Origin of the sequence: Nocardioides sp. S-1144 (assembly GCF_005954645.2) — a bacterium.
Taxonomy (GTDB): Bacteria; Actinomycetota; Actinomycetes; order Propionibacteriales; family Nocardioidaceae; genus Nocardioides; species Nocardioides dongxiaopingii.
Genome location: NZ_CP040695.2, coordinates 3,801,666 through 3,821,245 on the forward strand (window position 1 = coordinate 3,801,666; position 19,580 = coordinate 3,821,245).

Sequence of the window (19,580 nt, forward strand, 5' to 3'; positions counted from 1 at the left end):
ACCATCTTGCGGGCGAGTCTGGTCGGTCACAGCGGCAGGATGGAAGTAATTTCAACCTCCTACGTTTGGCCCGTTCGCGGGCGGGTAGGCGAGCCGAGATCCGGTCCCTCCCCGTGTCGCGCACCCACCCGTCTGCCCATCGCCCCTGACCCGGAGTCACCGACGTGCCACTGAACCGGCCTGCACTCTCGCTGGGTGCCGGTCCTCGCAGCGTGCAGGACGCGCGGCGATGGGTCGTCGCCACGTTCGTCGACATCGGCCGCAGCGACCTCGTCGAGTGCGCCGAGATGGCGGTCTCCGAGCTGGTCACCAACGCGCTGCTGCACGGCGCCCCGCCGATCCGGGTCCGGGTCCGGGGCACCCGCGAGCACCCGCGGATCGAGGTGGGCGACGGCTCCACCGAGGCACCGGCGCTGCCGGCCCCGCCCACCGGCGACGACCTCGACGACCTGCTGACCTTCGGCCGCGGGCTCAGCATCGTCGCCCGGGCCAGCGACGCCTGGGGCGCCGACATCGAGGACGAGGGCAAGACCGTCTGGTGCGCGCCCGCCGCCGAGTTCGCCGAGGACGACGGCGCCGAGGGCATCATCACCGGCCTCGTCGGCGGCAACGGCCAGCAGGGCGGGGACCAGCCCGCCGACCCGATGCGCTTCCGCCTGCTCAACGTGCCGGTCAGGGACTACGCCTCCTTCTACAACCACTTCCGCGAGCTGCGCCGCGAGGTGCGCCTGCTCGCGATGGCCCACGAGGCCGACTACCCGCTGGCCAAGGACCTCGCCGACGTCTTCGCCCAGCTCGGTCGGCCGCTCACCCTCGGCGCGATGCGCGACGAGGTCGGGCGGGCGCAGGAGGAGGGCCTGACCCACACCGACCTCGAGGTCGTGATGGGGCGCACCGAGGCCCGCGGCGTCCGGCGCTTCGTCGAGCTGCTCGACCTCACCGACGCCTTCGCCCGCGAGGAGAAGATGCTCTCGCTGGCACGCACACCCGAGCAGCACACCTTCCAGACCTGGTTCCTCGGTGAGTTCGTCCGCCAGGCCGACGGTGGCGAGCCGACCGCGTTCCCGACGTCCACCGGGTCCGAGCAGCGACGCTCCAGCGTCTCGTGAGCCCGCCGGGCCGGCTGCTGCCGGTCGTCGCCCTCGGTGGGGCGCTCGGGGCCACGCTCCGGTACGCGCTCGGCGAGTGGTTCCCGCACCACGACGGCTTCCCCTGGACGACGTTCGCGATCAACGTCACCGGCGCGTTCCTGCTCGCCCTGCTGCCCGCCCTGGGCCCGGTGCGCCGCTCGGTCGCCTGGACCGCGGCCCTGGGACCCGGCCTGCTCGGCGGCTACACCACCCTGTCGGCCTACGCGGAGGAGACGCGGGCGCTGCTGGCCGACGGCCGGGCCGGGCTCGCGGTGGCGTACGTCGTGGCCACCCTGGTGGCCTGCTGCGCCGTCGTGGTGCTGGCCACGCGGTGGTCGGACCCCGGCGCGCGCGCCGAGGCCGCGACCGAGGGCGGTGACGCGTGAGCGCCCTGCTGGTCGCCCTGGGCGCGGCGGTGGGGGCACCGCTCCGCTTCTGGGTCGTGACCCGGCTCGACGACGACGTCCCCTGGGGCACCCTGGCGGTGAACGTCGCCGGCTCCCTCGTGCTGGGCCTCCTGGTCGCCGCGTCGGTCGACGGTGGGACCTACGCCCTGCTGGGGGTCGGCTTCTGCGGCGGGCTCACGACGTACTCGGCGTTCGCGGTGCAGACGGTGCGCCTCGGGCGGCGGGGCGCCGCCTACGCCGCGGGGACGATCGTCGCGTCGGTCGGCGCGGCGGCCCTGGGCTGGTGGGTCGGCCAGTGGGTCGGCCGGTGAGTCGGCCAGCAGGTCGGCTGACGCGGACGGGTCAGGCGTAGCCCAGGTCGTGCAACCGGGCGTCGTCGATGCCGAAGTGGTGCGCGATCTCGTGGACGACGGTGATCCGGACCTCCTCGGTCAGCTGGTCCTCGTCGTCGCAGTAGTCGAGCAGCGGGTTGCGGAACACGAAGATCCGGTCGGGCAGCTCCAGGCCGCCCATCATCACGTCGTTGCGCTCGGTCAGCGCGATCCCGTCGTAGAGGCCGAGCAGGTCGGCCGGCTCGTCGGCCGGCGGCTCGTCCTCGACCAGGACCACCACGTTGCGGACCAGCGAGGCCAGCTCGTCGGGGATCGCGTCGAGGGCCCGGTCGACGAGGGCCTCGAAGGCGTCGCGGTCCATCTCCATCGGCACGCGCCCATCCTGCCCGAGGGGAAAAAGCAGAACGCCCCAGGTCATGGACCTGGGGCGTTCTCCTGCGACCCCGACGGGACTCGAACCCGCGGCCTCCGCCGTGACAGGGCGGCGCGCTAACCAACTGCGCTACGGGGCCATCTCGAACTACTGGTGCTGCTGTCGCTCCCACGAGTGGAGCGGTGGAACTGTAACTCAGACTCGCCGCCGCCTCCCAATCGAGGGGTCGGATCGCGACCGTGGGCCCCCTCCGACGAGCTCGGCGGCGAGGACCCTCAGCTTGACCTCGCTGGTCGAGGCGGTGCGGACGAGGTACTCGAAGGCGCGGTCGCGGTCGAGGTCGTAGCGCTCCATGACGATGCCGACGGCGTTGCCGATGAGCTCGCGGGTCTCCAGCGCCAGGTGCAGGTCGTCGACCTGGCGGCGGTGGCCGCAGGCGTAGGCGGCGTGGGTGGCGAACAGCTCGGCGGTGTCGCGCGTCTCGGCGCTGATGGTGTCGCTGGTGACCGAGTACATGTTGAGGACCCCGACGGTGCCGTCGTGGGTGAAGAGCCGCACCGCGAGGACCGAGCGGACGCCGTGGGGGATCGCCCGCTGCACGAACTCGTGCCAGTCGCCGTGGTGGCGCAGGTGCTCGGCGACCACGACGGTCCCGGGCCCCCGGGCGGCGCTGACGCACGGCCCCTCGTCGAGGTCGTACTGGATCTGGTCGAGCGCGAGGACGGTCTCGTCGGTGGAGGCGTCGGTCGACATCGGTCCCTTGCGCGGGCGCAGGGTGATCCCGACGTGGTCGATCTCCTCGAGGGCGTCACGCGCGACGGCGACGATGGCCTGGAGCATCTCGACGGCGCTGGTGCTGTCGTTGAGGGACTCCGCGACGGCGGCGAGGTCGGCGGGGGTGTCGGGGCTGGGGACCATGGGGATCTCCGCTGTCAGGGATGGCAGACGGAGAACGGGTCCGTGTCGGCTGCGATCGTCGACCGGCCCGCTGTTCGAGCCAGGGCGAACCTATCGTGCGGGAGCCCACGGAGCCACCAGGCGGCCGGGGTCGTGGCGGGACCCGGGGCGCACGCCACGGGTCACCCGGAAGGGCGACGCCGGCTCGTTCGCGGGTGGCGGGCCGAGGCCGGCGGCTAGCGTCTCCGGTGTGGGGGACGTGGGGATGGCGACGTTGTCGGCGCGCGAGCGCGAGGTTCTGGAGTTCGAGCAGTCCTGGTGGCAGCTCCTCGGCGCCAAGGAGGCAGCACTGCGCGAGCTGTTCTCGCTGAGCCCGACCGCCTACCAGCAGGTGGTCGGCGAGCTGATCGAGAGACCCGAGGCGCTGGCCGCCTACCCGTTGCTGGTGCGGCGGCTGAGGCGTCAGCGCGACGAGCGGCGGCGTCAGCACGCTCCCGCGCGCTGAGCACGTGCGGCGGGGCGTGCGCCGCGCGACCGGGGTACCCCCAACGGGATTCGAACCCGTGCTACCGCCGTGAAAGGGCGGGGTCCTGGGCCGCTAGACGATGGGGGCCGGAACGGCGTCCATCCTAGACGGCCCCCCGGTGCCGGCGCGGACAGGTGTCTCGCCCCGTTCAGGCCGCGCAGGTAGGTTGCCCTCACGCGGCTCCCCCGAGCCGATCCCGCCCGCACGACGACAGGACCACGGACGCATGATCCAGCTGACCAAAGGCACCAACGCTCCGCTCGACGCGACGCAGCTGACGGTGACGGTCGACGTCGCCGCGACCGCCGACCTGTCCGCGCTGCTGCTGGCTCCCGGCGGGAAAGTCCGTGGCGAGAGCGACTTCGTCTTCTACAACGCCCCCGTCGGACCCGGCGTGGAGTGCAGGTCGCCGTCGGGTGGCGCGGGGTGGCAGGTCGTGATCGACCTCGCCGCGGTGCCGGCCGACGTCGAGATCGTCCGCCTCGTCACCTCCCTCGACGACGGCGGGAAGACCTTCGGGCAGGTCGGTCAGCCGGTCGCCCGGGTGGCCGACGGCACGGGGACGCCGCTGGTGGAGTTCGCGATGACCGACCTGTCGTCGGAGACCATCGTCATGCCGCTGGAGATCTACCGCCGCCAGGGCGCCTGGAAGGTCCGCGCCGTCGGCCAGGGCTACGCCGGCGGGCTGGCCGCGCTGCTCAGCGACCACGGCATCGACGCCAGCGACGAGCCGGCCCCGCCCGCCGCCCCGGCTGCTCCGGCCGCCCCGACCCCTCCGCCGCCGCGCCCCGGCCGCCCCGGCCGCCGCCGCACCCACTCCCCCGCCGCCGGCCCCGGTCTACGGCCAGCCGGCCACGCCGCCGTCGACCCCGACCCGCCGCCCCCGCCGCCGTCCTCCTCGACGCCCCCGCCGCCGCCCGCCCCGGCGGCCGCGTCCGCCGCGTCCGGTGGCGGCGTCAACCTGACCAAGGGCCGCCCGGTGAACCTCACCAAGGGCCAGACGGTCAACCTCGTCAAGGACGGCAACCAGAAGCTGACGATGGTCCGGATGGGCCTGGGCTGGGACGCGATCAAGAAGGGCGGCTTCTTCGGGAGCCGCGAGGTCGACGTCGACCTCGACGCCTCGGCGGTGCTGTTCGCCGGCGGCCAGGTGGCCGACCTGGCGTTCTACAACAACCTCACCACCAAGGACGGCTCCATCCAGCACATGGGTGACAACCGCACCGGCGAGGGCGAGGGCGACGACGAGGTCGTGGCCGTCGACCTGACCCGCGTGCCGGTGCACGTCGACACGGTCTTCTTCATCGTGACCAGCTACCAGGGCCAGACCTTCGAGCAGATCCAGAACGCCTTCTGCCGCCTCATCGACCACACCGACGGCGAGCTCGCGCGGTACACGCTGACCGGCGGCATGGCCTACACCGGCATGGTGATGGCCAAGCTGCACCGGGTCGGCTCGGACTGGAAGTTCACCGCCATCGGCGACGGCATCCAGGCCAAGACGCCGCTCGACGCCCTGCCGCTGCTGAACGCCTACCTCACCAAGTAGCCCGGTGGCCGACCCCACCGCCCTGCGCAGCGGGGAGAATCGGCCCTGGCCGGACGCCCGCGTCACGGCCTACGTCGCGGGCGCCCGGGTGTCCGCGCTGCTGCTGGGCACCGACGGCCGGGCGCTCGACGCGGCGGCCTGGGTCGACGCCACGGCGCCGTCGCGCAGCGGCGTCGAGCACCTCGGCGGCGCCGTCGAGGGCGTGACCGTGCACCTGCCGGACGTCGACGCGGCGGTCGCCCGGGTCGTGGTCGTGGCCACCGGGTTCGGCCCCGCCCCGACCGCCCAGCTGCTCACCACCGACGGCGCCGTGGCCTTCACCGTGACGCCCGAGCGGCTCAGCGTCGAGACCGCCCTGGTGATGGCCGAGGTCTACCGGCGCGAGGGGGCGTGGAAGGTCCGGGCCCTCGCCCAGGGGTACGCCGGCGGACCGGCCGCCCTCGCGGCGGCCCACGGCGCCCCGGCGCCGGCCTCCGCGCCCGCACCGCCGGCTCCCCCGCCCCCGCCCGTACCGCCCGGACAGTCGGCAGAGCCGGCCCAGCCGGCGCCGATGGTCGTCGACGACCCGGTGCGGCGGATCGGCATGATCCTCGACGACGCGTCGCGCACGACCGCCTCGTTCGAGTCCTCGGAGGCGTTCGCCGAGCAGCGGCTCGAGCGCGACCTCGAGCAGGTCGTCGGTGACCCGTCGATGCGGATCGGCCCCCGGGGCGACGCCGCCCGGGCCGAGGCGCAGCGGCGACGCGACCAGCTCGTCGCCGAGGCCCGGGCCCGTCACCACGCCGACCTGGCCCAGCTCACCGGTGAGCTCGCCGACCTGGCCCGGGTGCTGCCGGCCGCGCTGGCGCCGTGGTCGGCCCCGGCGTGGGGCGACGACGACCCGGCGAACCGTCCGGAGCCCGCCTGGGCCTTCCGCCTCGGCGAGCTGGCCCTGGAGTCCGCGCCCGACTTCCGCCTGCCGATGCTCCGTGTCCTGCCGCTCGCCCCGCCGGTCTGGATCGAGCTCGAGGACGGCGGCGAGGTCGTCGCCGGCCGGATGATGGCCGCCCTGACGACGCGGATCCTGGTGGCCCTGCCGCGGGCGCCGCGGGTCGCCGTCGTCGACGTCGGCGCCCGCGCGGGACTCGGCCACCTGCCGACCGACCAGCCGCCGGCCACCGACCCGACCAGCGCCGCGCGGCTGCTCCAGGAGCACGTCGAGCACGTCAACCTGGTGCTCCTGGCCCGCCGATCCCGCGGCCTCGACGACCTGGCTCCCGAGCACCGACCGGGGCGGCTGCTGCTGCTGCCCGACTTCCCGAGCGGTCTCGACGACGCCTCGGTGGCGGCGGTCCACCAGCTCGTGCTCAACGGCGCCCAGGCCGGCCTGAACGTCGTGCTGTCCGGCCGGCGTCCCCAGAGCCTCGGCATCCCCGTCCTCGACCTGCTGCACGACTCGTGCCTGCGCGTGCCGACCGCTCCTGGCGGCGACCTGGTCGACGCCTTCGGCGGGGTCACGTGGGTCTTCCACCCCGACCTCGGACCCGACGACCCCTTCGTCGACGACCGGGTCCAGGCGACCGTGCGGCGCCGGATCGCCGAGCGCGACGTCCGCTGACCGGGACGCGTCACCGCGTCCGGGCCGGGTTCACACCGGCCGCGCCGCTCCGGTATGGTTCACGTCGCAAGTCCGCTTGTGGGGGCAGGTAGCTCAGTTGGTACGAGCGATCGCCTGAAAAGTGATAGGTCGGCGGTTCGACCCCGCCCCTGCCCACAAGCACCGCAGGTCCCCGGACCCGCACCGAGACGCCCCCGCCGGACTCCGGCGGGGGCGTCCTCGTGTCACGGGCGCGGCACGACCCCGTCGGACTCGAGCCGGTCGAACAGGTCGAGGAAGCTCTGCAGGGTGGAGCGGTGGCCGACGAAGCCCGCCGCACGGCTGCGGGCCATGTCGGTGAGGCACTCGAGGTCGCGGCCGAGGTCGCCGTCGGTGTGCCACCAGGACGCGACGCGGTCCAGGTCGGGTTCGCGCAGGCCGTGGGCCCCGGCCAGGCGGGCCCACACCGGTCCGGACCCGGCCATCTGCTCCTCCAGCGGGCGCGGCCCACCGGAGAACCCCTCCGGCTCGACCCCCAGCCGCTCGGCCAGGCGCGGCCACAGCCAGCGCCAACGGAAGAGGTCGCCGTTGGCGATGTTGAAGGCGGTGTCGGCGGCCGCCGGCGTCGTGGCCGCCCACCACAGGTGCTCGGCCAGCAGGCCGGCGTCGGTCATGTCGGTCAGACCGTCCCACTGGGTCCTCGAGCCGGGGAAGACGAAGGGCCGCCCGGTCGCCCGGCAGATCGCCGCCTGGGCCGCGAGGGTCTGGCCCATGTTCATCGCGTTGCCCACCGCCGAGCCGATGATCGTGTGCGCCCGATGCACGCTCCAGGTGAAGCCGTCGCGGGCGGCGGCGGCGAACAGCTCGTCCTCCTGCGCGTAGTAGAAGTTCGGGTACGGCAGGCGGTCCTCGTCCTCGTGGAACGGCGAGTCGGGCACGTCGCCCTGGCCGTAGGCCTCGAACGGGCCGAGGTAGTGCTTGAGGCCGGTCACCAGCGCGACGTGCCGCACCGATCCCGCGGGCCGCACGGCGTCCAGGACGTCGCGGACCATCGCGGCGTTGACCCGGATGTTCTCCTCCTCGGTGTCCTGGCGCGCCCAGGCGGTGATGAACACCGACGTGGGGCGGTGCCCGTCCAGCGCCCGGCGCAGCCCCTCGGCGTCAGTCAGGTCGGCGGTCACCCCGACGACCCCGGGGACCTCGCTGGAGGAGCGGCGCGACAGCCCGAGCACGGTCCGGCCCTCGCCCACCAGCAGTCGGCAGAGCGCGGATCCGGCGATCCCGGTGGCGCCGACGACCAGGGCCGTGGGCGGGGAGGTGGTGTCCATCCCCCCAACCTACGGACCGGCCCGCACCCACCGGGGTGGCCCCCGACCCGCTCCTCGTCCGCGCCGGCGGCGCCCCCGTAGGCTCCTCCCGACACACGGACAGGGGTGGGCAGATGGTGGCGAGTCGGTCGGCGCGCGAGCGCAAGGCGAAGGTCGAGGCCGGTCCGCTGGCGACGGTCCGCATCGAGCTCGGGGCCGACGAGCAGTTCGTCTACAAGATCGGCTGCACGACGTGCGTGGCCAAGGGCGGGCGCGCCTGGTCGGCGTACCGGCCCGGCGACGACAACGGCTACATGGCCGCGATGGACCGCTGGATCTTCCACCTCACCGAGAGGCACCGCGACGCCGACGCCCCGTGCCTGGCCTACCGGGCCGCCGCCGAGCAGCGCCTGCACGAGCGGCGCGGGGACGCCGACCCCGCCGGCTGAGACCCGCTCACCCCTCCTCGGCGTCGGTCCCGGCCGCGCCCGGCGGGACCAGGCGCAGCTGGAGGAGGGCGCCGAAGCGGACGTCGGGGTCGGCGAGGTCCATCTCGCCGACCTCCGCCACCCGGCGCAGCCGGTAGCGGAAGGTGTTGGGGTGCACGAAGAGCGCCTCGGCCGCGGCGACCACGTCGCCGAACGCCTCCAGCCAGGCCTGGAGGGTCTCCACGAGGTTGGTGCGGTGCTGCGCGTCGTAGGCCGCCAGCCGGGCCAGCGCCCCCTCGGGCCGCTCGCCGCGGGCCGCCATCAGGTCGCGCATCTCGAGCACCAGCGCCTCGAAGTGGACGTCGGCCAGCCGGGCGACCCGCCGGGCGCCGTCGCGGTCGCGCTGGCCGTGCTCGTCGCGCAGCACCCGCAGCGCCCGGTCGACGCACTGGCGAGAGCGCGCCAGCGCGGCGACGTCGCCGGCGGCCGGGCCGACCCCGACCACCCCGCCGCGGCGGTCGCCGACCCGGTCGAGGAACTCGCGACCGATCCGGACCGCACGCTCCTCCGCGCCGCCCGCACCGGGGGCCGGCACCAGCCCGTAGGCCACCCCGCCGATCAGGGCCGCGGCCGCCTTGGGGTGCACGGCGCCGAGGTGGACGGCGAAGGCGTCGCTGAGCCGCTCGCGCTCGTGGGCCACCACGGCGTCGTCGGTGTCGCCGTCGCCCACGTCGGAGCCGGCGACGGCCACGCCGAGCACCATCAGCTGCTGCCCCCCGAGGCCGAGCCGGTCGAGCGCCTCCCGGGCCCGGACGCCGCCCTCTAGCGCGGTGCTCAGCAGGTCGGCCCGGAGCCGGCGCTGGACGTCGGCGCCGGCGCGGACGCGGAGCAGGTGCAGGGCGACGAGCTTGGCGGCGTCGCACAGCGCCTCGGTGCGCTCCTCGCTCAGCGGGCCGGGCACGGCGGCCCAGATGGAGCCGAGCACCTCGTCGCCGGCGCGGACCGCCACCGCCACCCGGGGCCGGGTGAAGGTGTCGCCGTCCATCGGGATCGGGGTGACGAAGACGGGCCGGTCGCTGCGGTGCAGGTCGCGGAAGACGCCCTGCTCGGCGAGTGCCCGGGCGTAGCGCTCGGGGACCTGGCGGCCGAGGATCGTCTCGACCCGGGAGGGGTCGGCCTCGTCCTGGCGGCCCGAGAAGGCCAGCACCCGCGAGCTGCGGTCCTCGATGGTGACCGGGGCGTCGAGCAGCGAGGCGATGGCGTTGGCGACCGCGAACAGGTCGCCGGACGGCAGCCCGCCCAGCGACTCGGCGCCGCCGACCGCGAGGTCTCCCTCGGCCAGCAGCGAGCGCAGCATCGAGGCCAGGTGCGCCCACGGCGCGCCCGGGCTGAGCGCGAGCAGCGCGACGCCGGTGGCCGCGACGGCGTCCGCGACCGCGTCGGTGGGCTGCACCGGGCCCCGCACGACCAGGCCCGCCGCCCGCTGCTCGCCCAGGACGCCGAGCAGGTCGACGACCCGGGCGGGGGTGTCCACGCCGACGCCGAGCACCAGCGCTCCCCCGGGCAGCACCGGGGCGTCCATCGGGTCGTGGATGACGACGCCGCCGATCTCGGGCGTGCCGTCCACGTCGCCGGCCACCAGGTCGAGCAGCGTGGCCCCGAGGTCGTCGAGGACGCGGCCGAGGCTGGCGCGCGGGCGGAGGCCGGTCACCGGGTTCACGACCCGACCCTAGGGGCCCGGCCGACCCGGGGGTTCGTCGTGGCGCACCGGATCCGAGCCCGATGCTGTACCCCCGGACGAACCAGGACGTCTCAGACGGCGATCCACTCCGTCGCGGTCGTGACCGCGGCGAGCTCCTCGGCCAGCGGCTCGACGCCGAGACCCGGACCGGTCGGGACCGGGAGGTGGCCGTCGTCGAGCACGAACGGTGCGGTGATGTCGCGGGCGTAGTAGCGGCCCGAGGCGGAGGTGTCCCCCGGCATCGTGAACCCGGGCAGGGCGGCGAGGGCCACGTTGGCGGCGCGCCCCAGACCGGTCTCGAGCATCCCCCCGCACCAGACCGGTACGCCGTGGGCGACGCACAGGTCGTGGATCCGGCGTGCCTCGAGGTACCCGCCGACCCGCCCGGGCTTGATGTTGACCACCTGGCAGGCGCCGAGACGGATCGCGGCCGCTGCCGTCCGGGCCGAGGTGATCGACTCGTCCAGGCAGACCGGGGTGGTGATCAGCCGGGCGAGGTCCGCGTGCCCGTGGAGGTCGTCCTCGGGCAGCGGCTGCTCCACCAGGAGCAGGTCGAAGGGGTCGAGCCGCGCGAGGTGCCGGGCATCGGCCAGGGTGTAGGCGGTGTTGGCGTCGACCTGCAGCAGGACGTCGTCGCCGAACCGCTCGCGGACCGCGCGCACCGGCTCGACGTCCCAGCCGGGCTCGATCTTGAGCTTGATCCGGACGTAGCCCTCCTCGAGGTAGCCGCCCACGGCGTCGAGCAGCGCGCCGACGTCGTCCATGATGCCGACCGAGACGCCGCACGGGACCCGGTCGTGCACGGCCCCGAGCTCGCGCGAGAGCGGTCGGCCCTCGGCCCGCAGCTCGGCGTCCAGGACGCCCATCTCCAGCGCCGCCTTGGCCATCCGGTGGCCGTGGAACGGCGCCAGGACCGAGGCCACCGACGTCGCGGGGACCGGCCCGGCCGCGGCGAGGGCCGGCACGAGAAAGCGGCGCAGCGCGTCGGCCGCCCCGTCGACGTACTCCTCGGAGTAGAGCGGCGCGGCCATGGCCACGCACTCCCCCCACCCCTCGGCGGCGTCGGTGACGACCCGCAGCAGGAGCAGGTCGCGGCTGGTCTGGGTGGCGAAGGAGGTGCGGAACGGCGACACCAGCGGCATCGACACCCAGCGGAGCTCGACGCCCTGCAGGCGCCCGGGCGCGCTCACGACAAGACCTCCCCGGCGTCGGTGTGCCGGACGACGTAGCCGCCGTCGTGGTCGAGGCCGACGATCCGGGCCCCGTCGGCGGCCAGGCTGGTGAGCACCTCGCGGACGGCGACCCGCCAGCGCTGGGCGGCGGCCGGGTCGGTGCGACGCAACCGCTCGACGTCGGGCGGCACCAGCACCAGCGACGTCTCGCCGTCGAGCCTCCCGCGGACCGGGAGCCCGCCCGCGTCGATGCCGAGGGCGACCACGGCACCGGCCCCCACGACCGGCCGCGAGACCTCCCCCGCGCAGGCCGCGAGGACGGCGGGGGCCTCCAGCGGCCAGCGGACCAGCAGCCGGTCGGTGTCGTCGCCGCCGTTGATCTGGTCGGGCATCGCGCCGTAGAAGTTCGGCAGGTACTCGACCGGCACGGTGGCGAGCTTGACGAGGTTGAAGTGCGCGTTGCGCCGCACCAGCGGGTCGAAGGTCCACGCGATCTGCGAGACGCCCCGCAGCAGCGCCCACGAGCGCTGGTGCAGCTTGAGCGCGAACCCCACGCTGCGGCCGGTCGCGGACGGCGCCACGCCGGCGATGTGGCTGTGCAGGGCGTCGTCGGCCGGGGCGTGGAAGAACCCGACGCAGGCGCCGACGAGCCGGTCGCCGTCGAAGGCGCCCCCGACGTAGTTGCCGGCCTTGCTGAAGGCCCGCAGGAGCTCGAGGGTGATCGGCGGGTTCCCGCTGCGCCCCCAGATCACGGCGAACAGGTCGACGACCGCCCCGAGCTCCCGCAGGTCGGTGACCGTGCGCACGGTGACCCCGGCCGCCAGGGCGGCGGCGTCGGCGGCCCCGACCGCGAGGTCGAGGTCGTGGGCGCGGGTCACGGTCACGTCGGTCACGACACCCATGCTGGCGGCGTTCTCGGCGCCGGTCATGGTCGTCCCGCACCAGTCGGGACGGCGGCGTTGGTCGTCGCGGACGGGTGGTCGAGCAGGTCGGCCACGAGCCGGGCGAGCAGGGCCGTGCGGCCCGCGACCGGCTCGACGAGCACGTGCTCGTCGTCGGCGTGCGCCCCGCCGCCGACCGCCCCGAGGCCGTCGAGGGTCGGCGTCCCGACACCGGCGGTGAGGTTGCCGTCGGACGCACCGCCGACCGCCACCGCCACGAGGTCCGGCAGCCCGAGGTCGCGGGCGTGCGCCCGGGCCCGCCCGAGCAGCGCCGTCGACGCGGACTCCTCCAGCGGCGGCCGGTTGGGTCCCCCGCGCACCTGCACCCGGGCGCCGTCGAGCACCGGGCGGAGGGCGCGCATCGCGGCGTCGACCCGGTCCTGCTCGGCCACGGTGCGCACCCGGACGTCGACCGCGAACGACGCCGCCGCCGGCACCGTGTTGCTGGTCGTGCCGGTGGTGCCGGCGGTCGGCGTCACCGTGGTGCCCAGGCGCGGGTCGCCGAGCGCGGCGACGGCGAGCACCTGGTGGGCGAGCTCGACGGTGGCGTTCACGCCCCGCTCGGGCTCCAGGCCGGCGTGCGCGGCACGACCGCCGATGCGGACCTCGTAGAGGGAGACGCCCTTGCGGGCCGTCTTGAGCGCCCCGCCGCCGGCGGACGCCTCGAGCACCAGCGCCGCCGACGCGAGCCGCGCCTCGTCCTCGACCAGCCCGCGCGAGCTGGGGGAACCGAGCTCCTCGTCGCCGGTCACCAGCAGCGTGACGCCGTCGGTTGCCGCGCCGAGCGAGGCGAGGGCGTGGAAGGCCATCACCAGCCCGGTCAGCATGTCGAAGCAGCCGGGCCCGCGCACGACGCCGTCGGCCACCGAGAAGGGCCGGGTCGCGAGGGTCCCGAGGGGCCACACCGTGTCGTGGTGCCCGACGAGGAGCACCCGCCGGGGACCGTCGCCCAGGCGCCACCGCAGGTGGGTCCGCCCGTCGAGGACGAGGCGCTCGGGGGCGACACCGAGGCGCTCGGTCCCGACCCGGGCGACGACGTCGGCCGACCGGGCGACCGCGGCCAGGTCGGAGGACGGCGACTCGCACTCCACCAGCACGCGCAGGTCGTCCAGCAGGGTGGCCGTCGCGACGCCGGCGATCGTGGTCACTCAGTCCACCCGCGGGGTGGCGCGGACACCGAGGTGCACGTAGCGCTCCCCGGTCGGCAGCGCGTAGAACGTCACCGGGGCCCACGTCTCGACCTCGGGCGGTCGCACCGCGAAGAGGCCGGGCCCGACCGGCACCAGCGGGTGCTCCTCGACCGGGTCGGGCAGCATCTCGGCGATCGGTCCGCTGAGGGTCGTCCGCAGGGTCGGGCCGTCGGCACCGTCGAGGACCTCCATCAGCACCGAGTGCCGGCGGTAGGTGCCGACGTACGGGGTGATGTCGGCGTCCTCGGCCGCGACGTCGGTCGGCGGCGCGAACGGCGCGGGCATCTCGACGCCGGCCAGCTCGGCGAAGAGCTCGCGGTACAGGTCCTCGTAGAGGTCGCGGGCGTGGCCGCCGTTGGTGAGCAGCGTGACGGCGAGGCCCTGCTCGGGCAGCAGCCGGAGGAACGCCGCCTGCCCGATGGTGTTGCCGTCGTGGCCGACGAGCCGCTGGTCGCCCCAGCCGAAGCGGATCCAGCCCAGGCCCCAGGAGTCGCCCAGCACGATCTTGTCGGGCAGGTCGGCCTGGTGCGCGGCCATCGCGGCGGCGCTCTCCTCGCTGAGCACCCGGGTCCCGTCGGCGGCCAGGCCGCCGGTCAGGTGCAGCCGGGCGAAGGCCAGGACGTCGGCCGCGGCGGCGGTGACCAGGCCGGCCGGGCCGAGCGAGCGGGGCAGCGCCCAGACCGGCGCGACGTGCTGCTCGCCCTCGTGCTCGACGTGGCCGGCGGCGGCGCCGTGGAGCAGCGCCTCCTCGGGCAGCGTGACGGTCCGCTCGAGGCCGAGCGGGGTGAGGAGCCGGTCGCGCAGCGCCTGGTCCCAGGTGCTGCCGGTGACCTGCTCGATCACCCGGCCCATCAGGGAGTAGCCGGAGTTGCAGTAGGACCAGGTCGCGCCGAGGGGGTGGTTCTGCCCGGCGTCGGCCAGCTCGCCGACGTAGCGCTCCAGGCAGTCGTCACCCCGGCCGGTGTCGGTGAAGACGTCGCCGTCGATGCCGCTGGTGTGGTTGAGCAGGTGGCGCAGCGTGACGGTCTTGGTGACCTCGGGGTCGGAGAGGCGCAGGTCGGGCAGCACCTCGACGAGCGGTGCGTCGAGCTCGAGCAGCCCCTCGTCGACCAGCTGCATCGCGACGGTCGCGGTCCACACCTTGGTGATGGAGCCGATCTGGAACAGCGAGTCGGTCGTCGCCGGCGCGCCGGTCCTGAGGTTCAGCACGCCATACGAGGTGGTGACGACCTCGTCGGCGACCTCGGGCGAGAGGCGCAGGACGCCGAGCTGTGCGCCCGGGACGCGGTGCCGACGGGCCAGGGCGGCCAGTCGCCGCTGCCAGTGCGCGACGTCGAGGCGGGGCCGGCCGGCGGCGCGGGTGTGCTGCTCGAGCCAGTCGACCGTGCGGTGCTGGTGGTCGAGGCGGTGCGACGGGCGGCCGGTGAGGACGAAGGCGTGCGACTGCCCGGGGTAGACGACCAGCTCGGTCGGCACGCCGATCTCCCGCAGGGAGGTGTGCCACTGCTGGGCCTGGCCGAGGTCGCAGGTGCGGTCGTCGCCACCGTGCAGCACCAGGGTCGGCGTCCGGACGTCGGCCACCCGCGTCAGCGGCGACATCGCGGCGTAGCGCTCGGGCTGGGCCCACGGCGTGCCGCCGAGCTCGTAGCGGCTCATGCAGGCGCCGTCGTCGCAGGTGCCGTACATGCTCACCAGGTCGCTCACGACCCCGCCGGCGACGGCTGCCTTGAAGCGGTCGTCGTGGGCGGTGAGGTAGCAGGACATGAAGCCGCCGTAGCTGTAGCCGGTCACGGCCAGCCGGTGCGGGTCGGCGAGGCCCTCGGCGACGAGCGCGTCGACCGGCTCGAGGAAGTCGGCGGCGTCGGCGACGCCCCACGCCCCGTTCACCCCGTCGTAGAACGCCTCGCCGTAGCCGTCGCTGCCGCGCGGGTTGACCAGCAGCACCGTCCAGCCACGGGCGGCGAGCTCCTGGTGGTACAGGTGCATCTCGTCGGCGGCGCCGTTCCACGCGTTGTGGGGTCCGCCGTGCACGTCGACGACGAGCGGGCCGGGGCCGGTCAGGGCGGGGTCGCGGACGACCCAGGCCTGCACCTCGGTGCCGTCGCCGATCGTGAAGGTGCGCGAGACGCGCTCGAACAGCTCGACGTCGGCGAGCGCGGCACCGTGGTCGGTGAGCACCCGCTCGGCGCCGGTGGCGAGGTCGACGACGACCATCTCGCCGTACGACGTGGCGGTGGCCAGCGCGACCGCGGCGGTGCCGCCGGCGACCGAGAGCCCCGAGACGACGCGGTCCTCGCCGTCGAGCAGCGGTGCCGCCGCGCCGTCGTGCGTGCGCCACAGGTGGGTGCAGCCGCGGTCGCGCACGCAGAACAGGACGCCGTCCGGCGTGTCGACCGGCCGGGCCCCGGGGTAGGCCGTCGCACCGGGCATCACGTTGCGGTCCAGCGCGCCGGTCAGGTCGACCGGGGCGCCGCCGTCGAGCGGGACCCGGAACAGGTGGGCGTGCCCGACCAGGTCGCCGGGCCAGCCGACGACGAGGAGGCTGCCGTCCTCGGCGAGGGACACCGCGACGGCGACGCCGTCCTCGAGCGCGACGACGCGGGGGCGGCCCGCGGCGTCGTCGACGTCGAGCAGGTGCACCGCGGTGCGGAAGGTGAGGTCGCTGTCCTCCCCCACCCGGCGGGTGAAGGCCAGGGTGCGGCCGTCGGCGGCCCAGGCCGGCTCGCCGGCGTGCTCGGGACCGTCGCTCACCTGGCGGCAGTCGCCGGAGGCGACGTCGAGCACGTGCAGCTGGGTGCGGGTCGCGCCGATGGTGCCGGCACCGTCGCTCTGGTAGCCGAGCCCGGTGGACACGACCGGGCCGGTGCCTCCGGGGGCGGGGTCGACGGGGGCGGTGAACGCGATCCGGCTGCCGTCGGGGCTCCACGCCGGGACGCCGGCCCCGAGCGGCAGCGCCGTGAGCTGCTCCGGCTCGCCGCCGTCGGCCGGCAGCGTCCAGACCTGGGTCGTGCCGTCGTGCTCGCGCAGGAAGGCGATCCTCGACCCGTCCGGGGCCCAGCGCGGGGCGGTGTCGCCGACCCCGCTGGTCAGGGGCCGCGGGACGCCGCCGTCGGTGCCGACGACCCAGAGCCGGTCGACGGCCCGGTCGGCCTCGGCGTCCAGCGTCCGGAGCACGTAGGCCAGCCGGGCGCCGTCCGGGGACAGGGCCGGCTGCGAGGGGACCGCGAGGGCGGTCAGGTCGTCGATGCGCATCCTGCGGGTCACGAGGTGCTCCTGGGTTTCGCGAGGGCGGCGGGGGTGCCCGGGGTGCCCGGTGCGCCCGCCCTGACGGGGGTGGTGCCACGAGCGCCCGGCACGGCGGCCAGGAGCTCGCGGGTGTAGTCGTGGCGGGGGTCGACGAGGACCTCCGAGACGGGGCCCTGCTCGACGATGCGTCCCTGGTACATCACCGCGACGTGGCTGGCGACGTAGCGCACCACGGCGAGGTTGTGGGAGATGAAGAGCATCGAGAGACCCAGCTCGCGCTGCAGCTCGCGCACCAGGTTGAGCACGGCGCCCTGGATCGACACGTCGAGGGCCGAGGTGATCTCGTCGGCGATCACCACCTCCGGCCGTCCGGCCAGGGCCCGGGCCAGCGCGACCCGCTGGCGCTGCCCGCCGGAGAGCCGGCCGGGCAGGGTGCGGGCGGCGTCCGGGTCGAGGTGCACGAGGGCCAGCAGCCGCGCAACCTCCGCGCGCCGCTCGGCGCGCGCGAGGCCGCGGGGCAGCGCCTCGGTGATGCTCTCGCCGATGGTCATCCGGGGGTCGAGGGAGGAGAACGGGTCCTGGAAGACCATCTGCAGCGGCCGCTCGCGCCCCGTGCGCGGCAGCGGCCGGCCGTCGAGCAGGATCGACCCGGAGTGCACCGGGGCGAGGCCGACCGCCGCCCGGGCCAGCGTCGACTTGCCGGAGCCCGACTCGCCGACCAGGCCGACCACCTGGCCCTCGGGCACGACCAGGCTGACGCCGTCGACGGCGGTGAACGGGCGCCGCGCCGTGCCGTAGCGCACGGTGACGTCGTCGAAGACCAGGTCGCTCACGGCCCCTCCACCTCCACCAGGACGCCGGTGGCCTCGTCCAGCCCGAGCGGCTCCCCGGCGTGCCAGCAGGCGACCTGGCTGCCGTCGGCGGCCGGCTCCAGGGGCGGGTCCTCGGCGCGGCAGCGGGCGTCGGCGAGCGGGCAGCGCGCGGCGAACGCGCACCCGGGCGGGACGTCGGCCGGGTCGACCGGGCGCCCCGGCACGACGGCCAGCGGCTGGTCGAGGTCGGTGTCCATGTCCGGGACGGCGGCGACGAGCGCCCGCGTGTAGGGGTGCCGGGCACCGCCGTCGAGCCGGTCGGCCGGGAGGTCCTCGACGATCCGGCCGGCGTACATCACCAGCACCCGGTCGCACACCTCGCCGACCACCGTCACGTCGTGGCTGATGAGCACCAGGGCGACGTCGTCCTCGTCGCGGATGGACTGGAGCAGGTCGAGGACCTGCTGCTGCACGGTGACGTCGAGCGCGGTCGTCGGCTCGTCGGCGATGATCAGCGACGGCGTGCCCATGACGCCCATGCCGATCATCGCGCGCTGGCGCATGCCGCCGGAGAACTCGTGCGGGTACTGCGTCGCGCGCCGTCCGGGTTCCGGCACCCGGACGGCGTCCAGCCGCTCGACGGCCCGGGCGAGCGCCTGCTTGCGCGTCATCCCCTGGTGGTGGACGGCGACCTCGGCCAGCTGCCCGCCGATCCGCCGGGTCGGGTTGAACGAGGTCATCGGGTCCTGGAACACCATGGCCATCGAGGTGCCGAGCAGGTGCCGGTGGGCGCTCGCGCCGTCGCGCAGGTCGGCGCCCCGGAACTCCATCCGGCTCGCCTCGACCCGGCCCGGCTCCTCGATGAGCCGGGCGACCGCGAGCGCGGTGAGGGACTTGCCGGACCCCGACTCCCCGACGACGCCGAGCGCCTCGCCGTGGCGCACCGAGAAGGTCACGCCCCGCACGGGCCGGATCGGGCCGGTGGGCCCGGGGAACGAGACCCGGAGGTCGCGCACGTCGAGCACGAGGTCCGAGGGCGCCATCGCGAGGTGCTCGCCCCTGGCCGCCTCCGAGCGCGACCCCGAGCCGGGCCGCGAGGGCGTCACGGCCGGCATCCGGATCCCGCCGACGGTGGTGACGCCGAGGCCCTTGGCGACGGCCTCGCCGAAGAGGTTGAAGGCCAGGCCGGCGAGCAGGACCGCCAGGCCGGGGGCGAGGGCCGCAGCGGGGTTGACGTAGATCATCCCGACGCCCTCGAACAGCAGCCGGCCCCAGTCGTAGGCGGGCGCCTGGACGCCGAGGCCGAGGAAGGACAGCCCGGCGAAGGCCAGCAGCGCACCGCCGGCCGAGATCGTGGCGTTGACGACCAGCGGCTCGGCGATGTTGGGGAGCACGTGGCGCAGCAGCACCCGGAACCGCCCGACGCCGGCGACCCGGGCGGCCGAGACGTAGTCCAACGAGGCGACGCCCGCGACGAGGGTGTGGACCAGGCGCGCGAACGACGGCGCCCCGGCCAGGCCGATCGCGAGCACGGCGCCGGTCGCGCCGACCCCGAAGACGACCGCGAAGAACAGCGCGAGGAGCAGCCCCGGGAAGGCGACGGCGATGTTGACCCCGGCGGTGACGAGCCGGCCGAGCCGGCGTCCGAGCATCAGGGGTGCCGCGCCGAGGAGCAGCCCGGCGACGACGCCGACCACCGTCGCGACCAGGGCCAGCTCGAGGGAGAGCCGGCTCGCGACGAGGGCGCGGAAGAAGATGTCGCGGCCGAGGGAGTCGGTGCCGGCCCAGTGCTCGCCGGAGGGTGCGGCGAGGATGTGGTCGGTGTCGACGGCCTCGGCGCGGTCGGACCAGAGGATCGGGGCCACGACCGCCAGGAGCAGCACGGCGGTGACGAGCAGCCCGGTGGTCAGCCCGAGCGGCGTCCGGAGCACGGCGAGCCAGCGGCGAGCCACG

The 19,580-nt window shown here is 75.3% G+C and carries 17 protein-coding genes and 3 tRNA genes; 8 read left to right on the plus strand and 12 right to left on the minus strand.

What is annotated here, in order from left to right:
- Positions 1-164: 164 nt before the first annotated feature.
- The 3 genes from FE634_RS17945 to FE634_RS17955 are packed head-to-tail and all read left to right on the plus strand — an operon-like array spanning position 165 to position 1,848.
- Positions 165-1,109, plus strand: a complete 945-nt coding sequence (locus tag FE634_RS17945) for an ATP-binding protein (RefSeq protein WP_137293741.1) — start codon at positions 165-167, stop codon at positions 1,107-1,109.
- On the plus strand, positions 1,106-1,516 hold the full coding sequence (locus tag FE634_RS17950; protein WP_148240836.1) for a fluoride efflux transporter FluC: 411 nt from the start codon (positions 1,106-1,108) through the stop codon (positions 1,514-1,516). Before FE634_RS17945 ends, FE634_RS17950 begins: the two co-directional genes overlap by 4 nt.
- Positions 1,513-1,848, plus strand: coding sequence for a fluoride efflux transporter FluC (locus FE634_RS17955; RefSeq protein WP_138876673.1), 336 nt, complete (start codon positions 1,513-1,515; stop codon positions 1,846-1,848). The genes FE634_RS17950 and FE634_RS17955 overlap by 4 nt, the downstream gene beginning before the upstream one ends.
- Before the next feature lie 31 nt (positions 1,849-1,879).
- Here the strand turns inward: FE634_RS17955 and FE634_RS17960 are convergent, their stop codons facing one another.
- The 3 genes from FE634_RS17960 to FE634_RS17970 form a co-directional block, all read right to left on the minus strand.
- Entirely contained in the window at positions 1,880-2,236 is a 357-nt protein-coding gene (locus FE634_RS17960) for a metallopeptidase family protein (protein ID WP_212721679.1), read from the minus strand.
- Between the two features lie 71 nt (positions 2,237-2,307).
- Positions 2,308-2,381 (minus strand) — tRNA-Asp (locus FE634_RS17965).
- A 56-nt stretch (positions 2,382-2,437) separates the two neighbouring features.
- Entirely contained in the window at positions 2,438-3,160 is a 723-nt protein-coding gene (locus tag FE634_RS17970; RefSeq protein WP_138876674.1) for a GAF and ANTAR domain-containing protein, read from the minus strand.
- Positions 3,161-3,389: 229 nt separating this feature from the next.
- On the opposite strand from FE634_RS17970, the gene FE634_RS17975 reads away from it, so the two are divergent.
- Complete coding sequence (locus FE634_RS17975; protein WP_262347477.1) at positions 3,390-3,644, plus strand: DUF3263 domain-containing protein; 255 nt, start codon at positions 3,390-3,392, stop codon at positions 3,642-3,644.
- Between the two features lie 35 nt (positions 3,645-3,679).
- Here the strand turns inward: FE634_RS17975 and FE634_RS17980 are convergent.
- Positions 3,680-3,752: transfer RNA gene (locus FE634_RS17980), tRNA-Glu, on the minus strand.
- A 139-nt stretch (positions 3,753-3,891) separates the two neighbouring features.
- Between FE634_RS17980 and FE634_RS17985 the strand changes: the two genes are divergently transcribed.
- The 3 genes from FE634_RS17985 (at position 3,892) to FE634_RS17995 (ending at position 6,967) form a co-directional block, all read left to right on the plus strand.
- A complete protein-coding gene (locus tag FE634_RS17985; RefSeq protein WP_138876675.1) occupies positions 3,892-5,214 on the plus strand; it encodes a TerD family protein in 1,323 nt (440 codons plus the stop codon).
- 4 nt (positions 5,215-5,218) lie between these two features.
- A complete protein-coding gene (locus FE634_RS17990; RefSeq protein ID WP_138876676.1) occupies positions 5,219-6,811 on the plus strand; it encodes a TerD family protein in 1,593 nt (530 codons plus the stop codon).
- An 82-nt stretch (positions 6,812-6,893) separates the two neighbouring features.
- A tRNA-Phe gene (locus FE634_RS17995) sits at positions 6,894-6,967 on the plus strand.
- Positions 6,968-7,035: 68 nt separating this feature from the next.
- Here the strand turns inward: FE634_RS17995 and FE634_RS18000 are convergent.
- Positions 7,036-8,118, minus strand: coding sequence for an SDR family oxidoreductase (locus tag FE634_RS18000; protein ID WP_138876677.1), 1,083 nt, complete (start codon positions 8,116-8,118; stop codon positions 7,036-7,038).
- 113 nt (positions 8,119-8,231) lie between these two features.
- Between FE634_RS18000 and FE634_RS18005 the strand changes: the two genes are divergently transcribed.
- A complete protein-coding gene (locus FE634_RS18005; RefSeq protein WP_137295605.1) occupies positions 8,232-8,546 on the plus strand; it encodes a hypothetical protein in 315 nt (104 codons plus the stop codon).
- A 7-nt stretch (positions 8,547-8,553) separates the two neighbouring features.
- On the opposite strand, the gene FE634_RS18010 is transcribed toward FE634_RS18005, so the two are convergent.
- The 7 genes from FE634_RS18010 to FE634_RS18040 all read right to left on the minus strand — a co-directional run bounded on the left by FE634_RS18010 (position 8,554) and on the right by FE634_RS18040 (position 19,579).
- Positions 8,554-10,245, minus strand: a complete 1,692-nt coding sequence (locus FE634_RS18010) for a PucR family transcriptional regulator (RefSeq protein WP_262347478.1) — start codon at positions 10,243-10,245, stop codon at positions 8,554-8,556.
- A 92-nt stretch (positions 10,246-10,337) separates the two neighbouring features.
- Entirely contained in the window at positions 10,338-11,456 is a 1,119-nt protein-coding gene (gene menC / locus FE634_RS18015) for an o-succinylbenzoate synthase (protein ID WP_262347479.1), read from the minus strand.
- Entirely contained in the window at positions 11,453-12,340 is an 888-nt protein-coding gene (locus tag FE634_RS18020) for a GNAT family N-acetyltransferase (protein WP_138877226.1), read from the minus strand. The genes menC and FE634_RS18020 overlap by 4 nt, the downstream gene beginning before the upstream one ends.
- A 23-nt stretch (positions 12,341-12,363) precedes the next feature.
- On the minus strand, positions 12,364-13,527 hold the full coding sequence (locus tag FE634_RS18025) for a M20/M25/M40 family metallo-hydrolase (protein WP_148240837.1): 1,164 nt from the start codon (positions 13,525-13,527) through the stop codon (positions 12,364-12,366).
- A complete protein-coding gene (locus tag FE634_RS18030; RefSeq protein WP_148240838.1) occupies positions 13,528-16,833 on the minus strand; it encodes a serine hydrolase in 3,306 nt (1,101 codons plus the stop codon).
- Entirely contained in the window at positions 16,830-17,648 is an 819-nt protein-coding gene (locus FE634_RS18035) for an ABC transporter ATP-binding protein (protein ID WP_138876678.1), read from the minus strand. Before FE634_RS18035 ends, FE634_RS18030 begins: the two co-directional genes overlap by 4 nt.
- Positions 17,645-19,579, minus strand: a complete 1,935-nt coding sequence (locus FE634_RS18040) for a dipeptide/oligopeptide/nickel ABC transporter permease/ATP-binding protein (protein ID WP_148240839.1) — start codon at positions 19,577-19,579, stop codon at positions 17,645-17,647. Before FE634_RS18040 ends, FE634_RS18035 begins: the two co-directional genes overlap by 4 nt.
- Between the last annotated feature and the right edge of the window lies 1 nt (position 19,580).

Bases quoted from the DNA above. Each gene is read 5' to 3' on its own strand.
- FE634_RS17970 (WP_138876674.1), bottom strand. From the start codon at position 3,160: ATGGTCCCCAGCCCCGACACCCCCGCCGACCTCGCCGCCGTCGCGGAG.
- FE634_RS18020 (WP_138877226.1), bottom strand. From the start codon at position 12,340: ATGGGTGTCGTGACCGACGTGACCGTGACCCGCGCCCACGACCTCGAC.
- FE634_RS17985 (WP_138876675.1), top strand. From the start codon at position 3,892: ATGATCCAGCTGACCAAAGGCACCAACGCTCCGCTCGACGCGACGCAG.
- FE634_RS18000 (WP_138876677.1), bottom strand. From the start codon at position 8,118: ATGGACACCACCTCCCCGCCCACGGCCCTGGTCGTCGGCGCCACCGGG.
- FE634_RS18005 (WP_137295605.1), top strand. From the start codon at position 8,232: ATGGTGGCGAGTCGGTCGGCGCGCGAGCGCAAGGCGAAGGTCGAGGCC.
- FE634_RS17960 (WP_212721679.1), bottom strand. From the start codon at position 2,236: ATGGAGATGGACCGCGACGCCTTCGAGGCCCTCGTCGACCGGGCCCTC.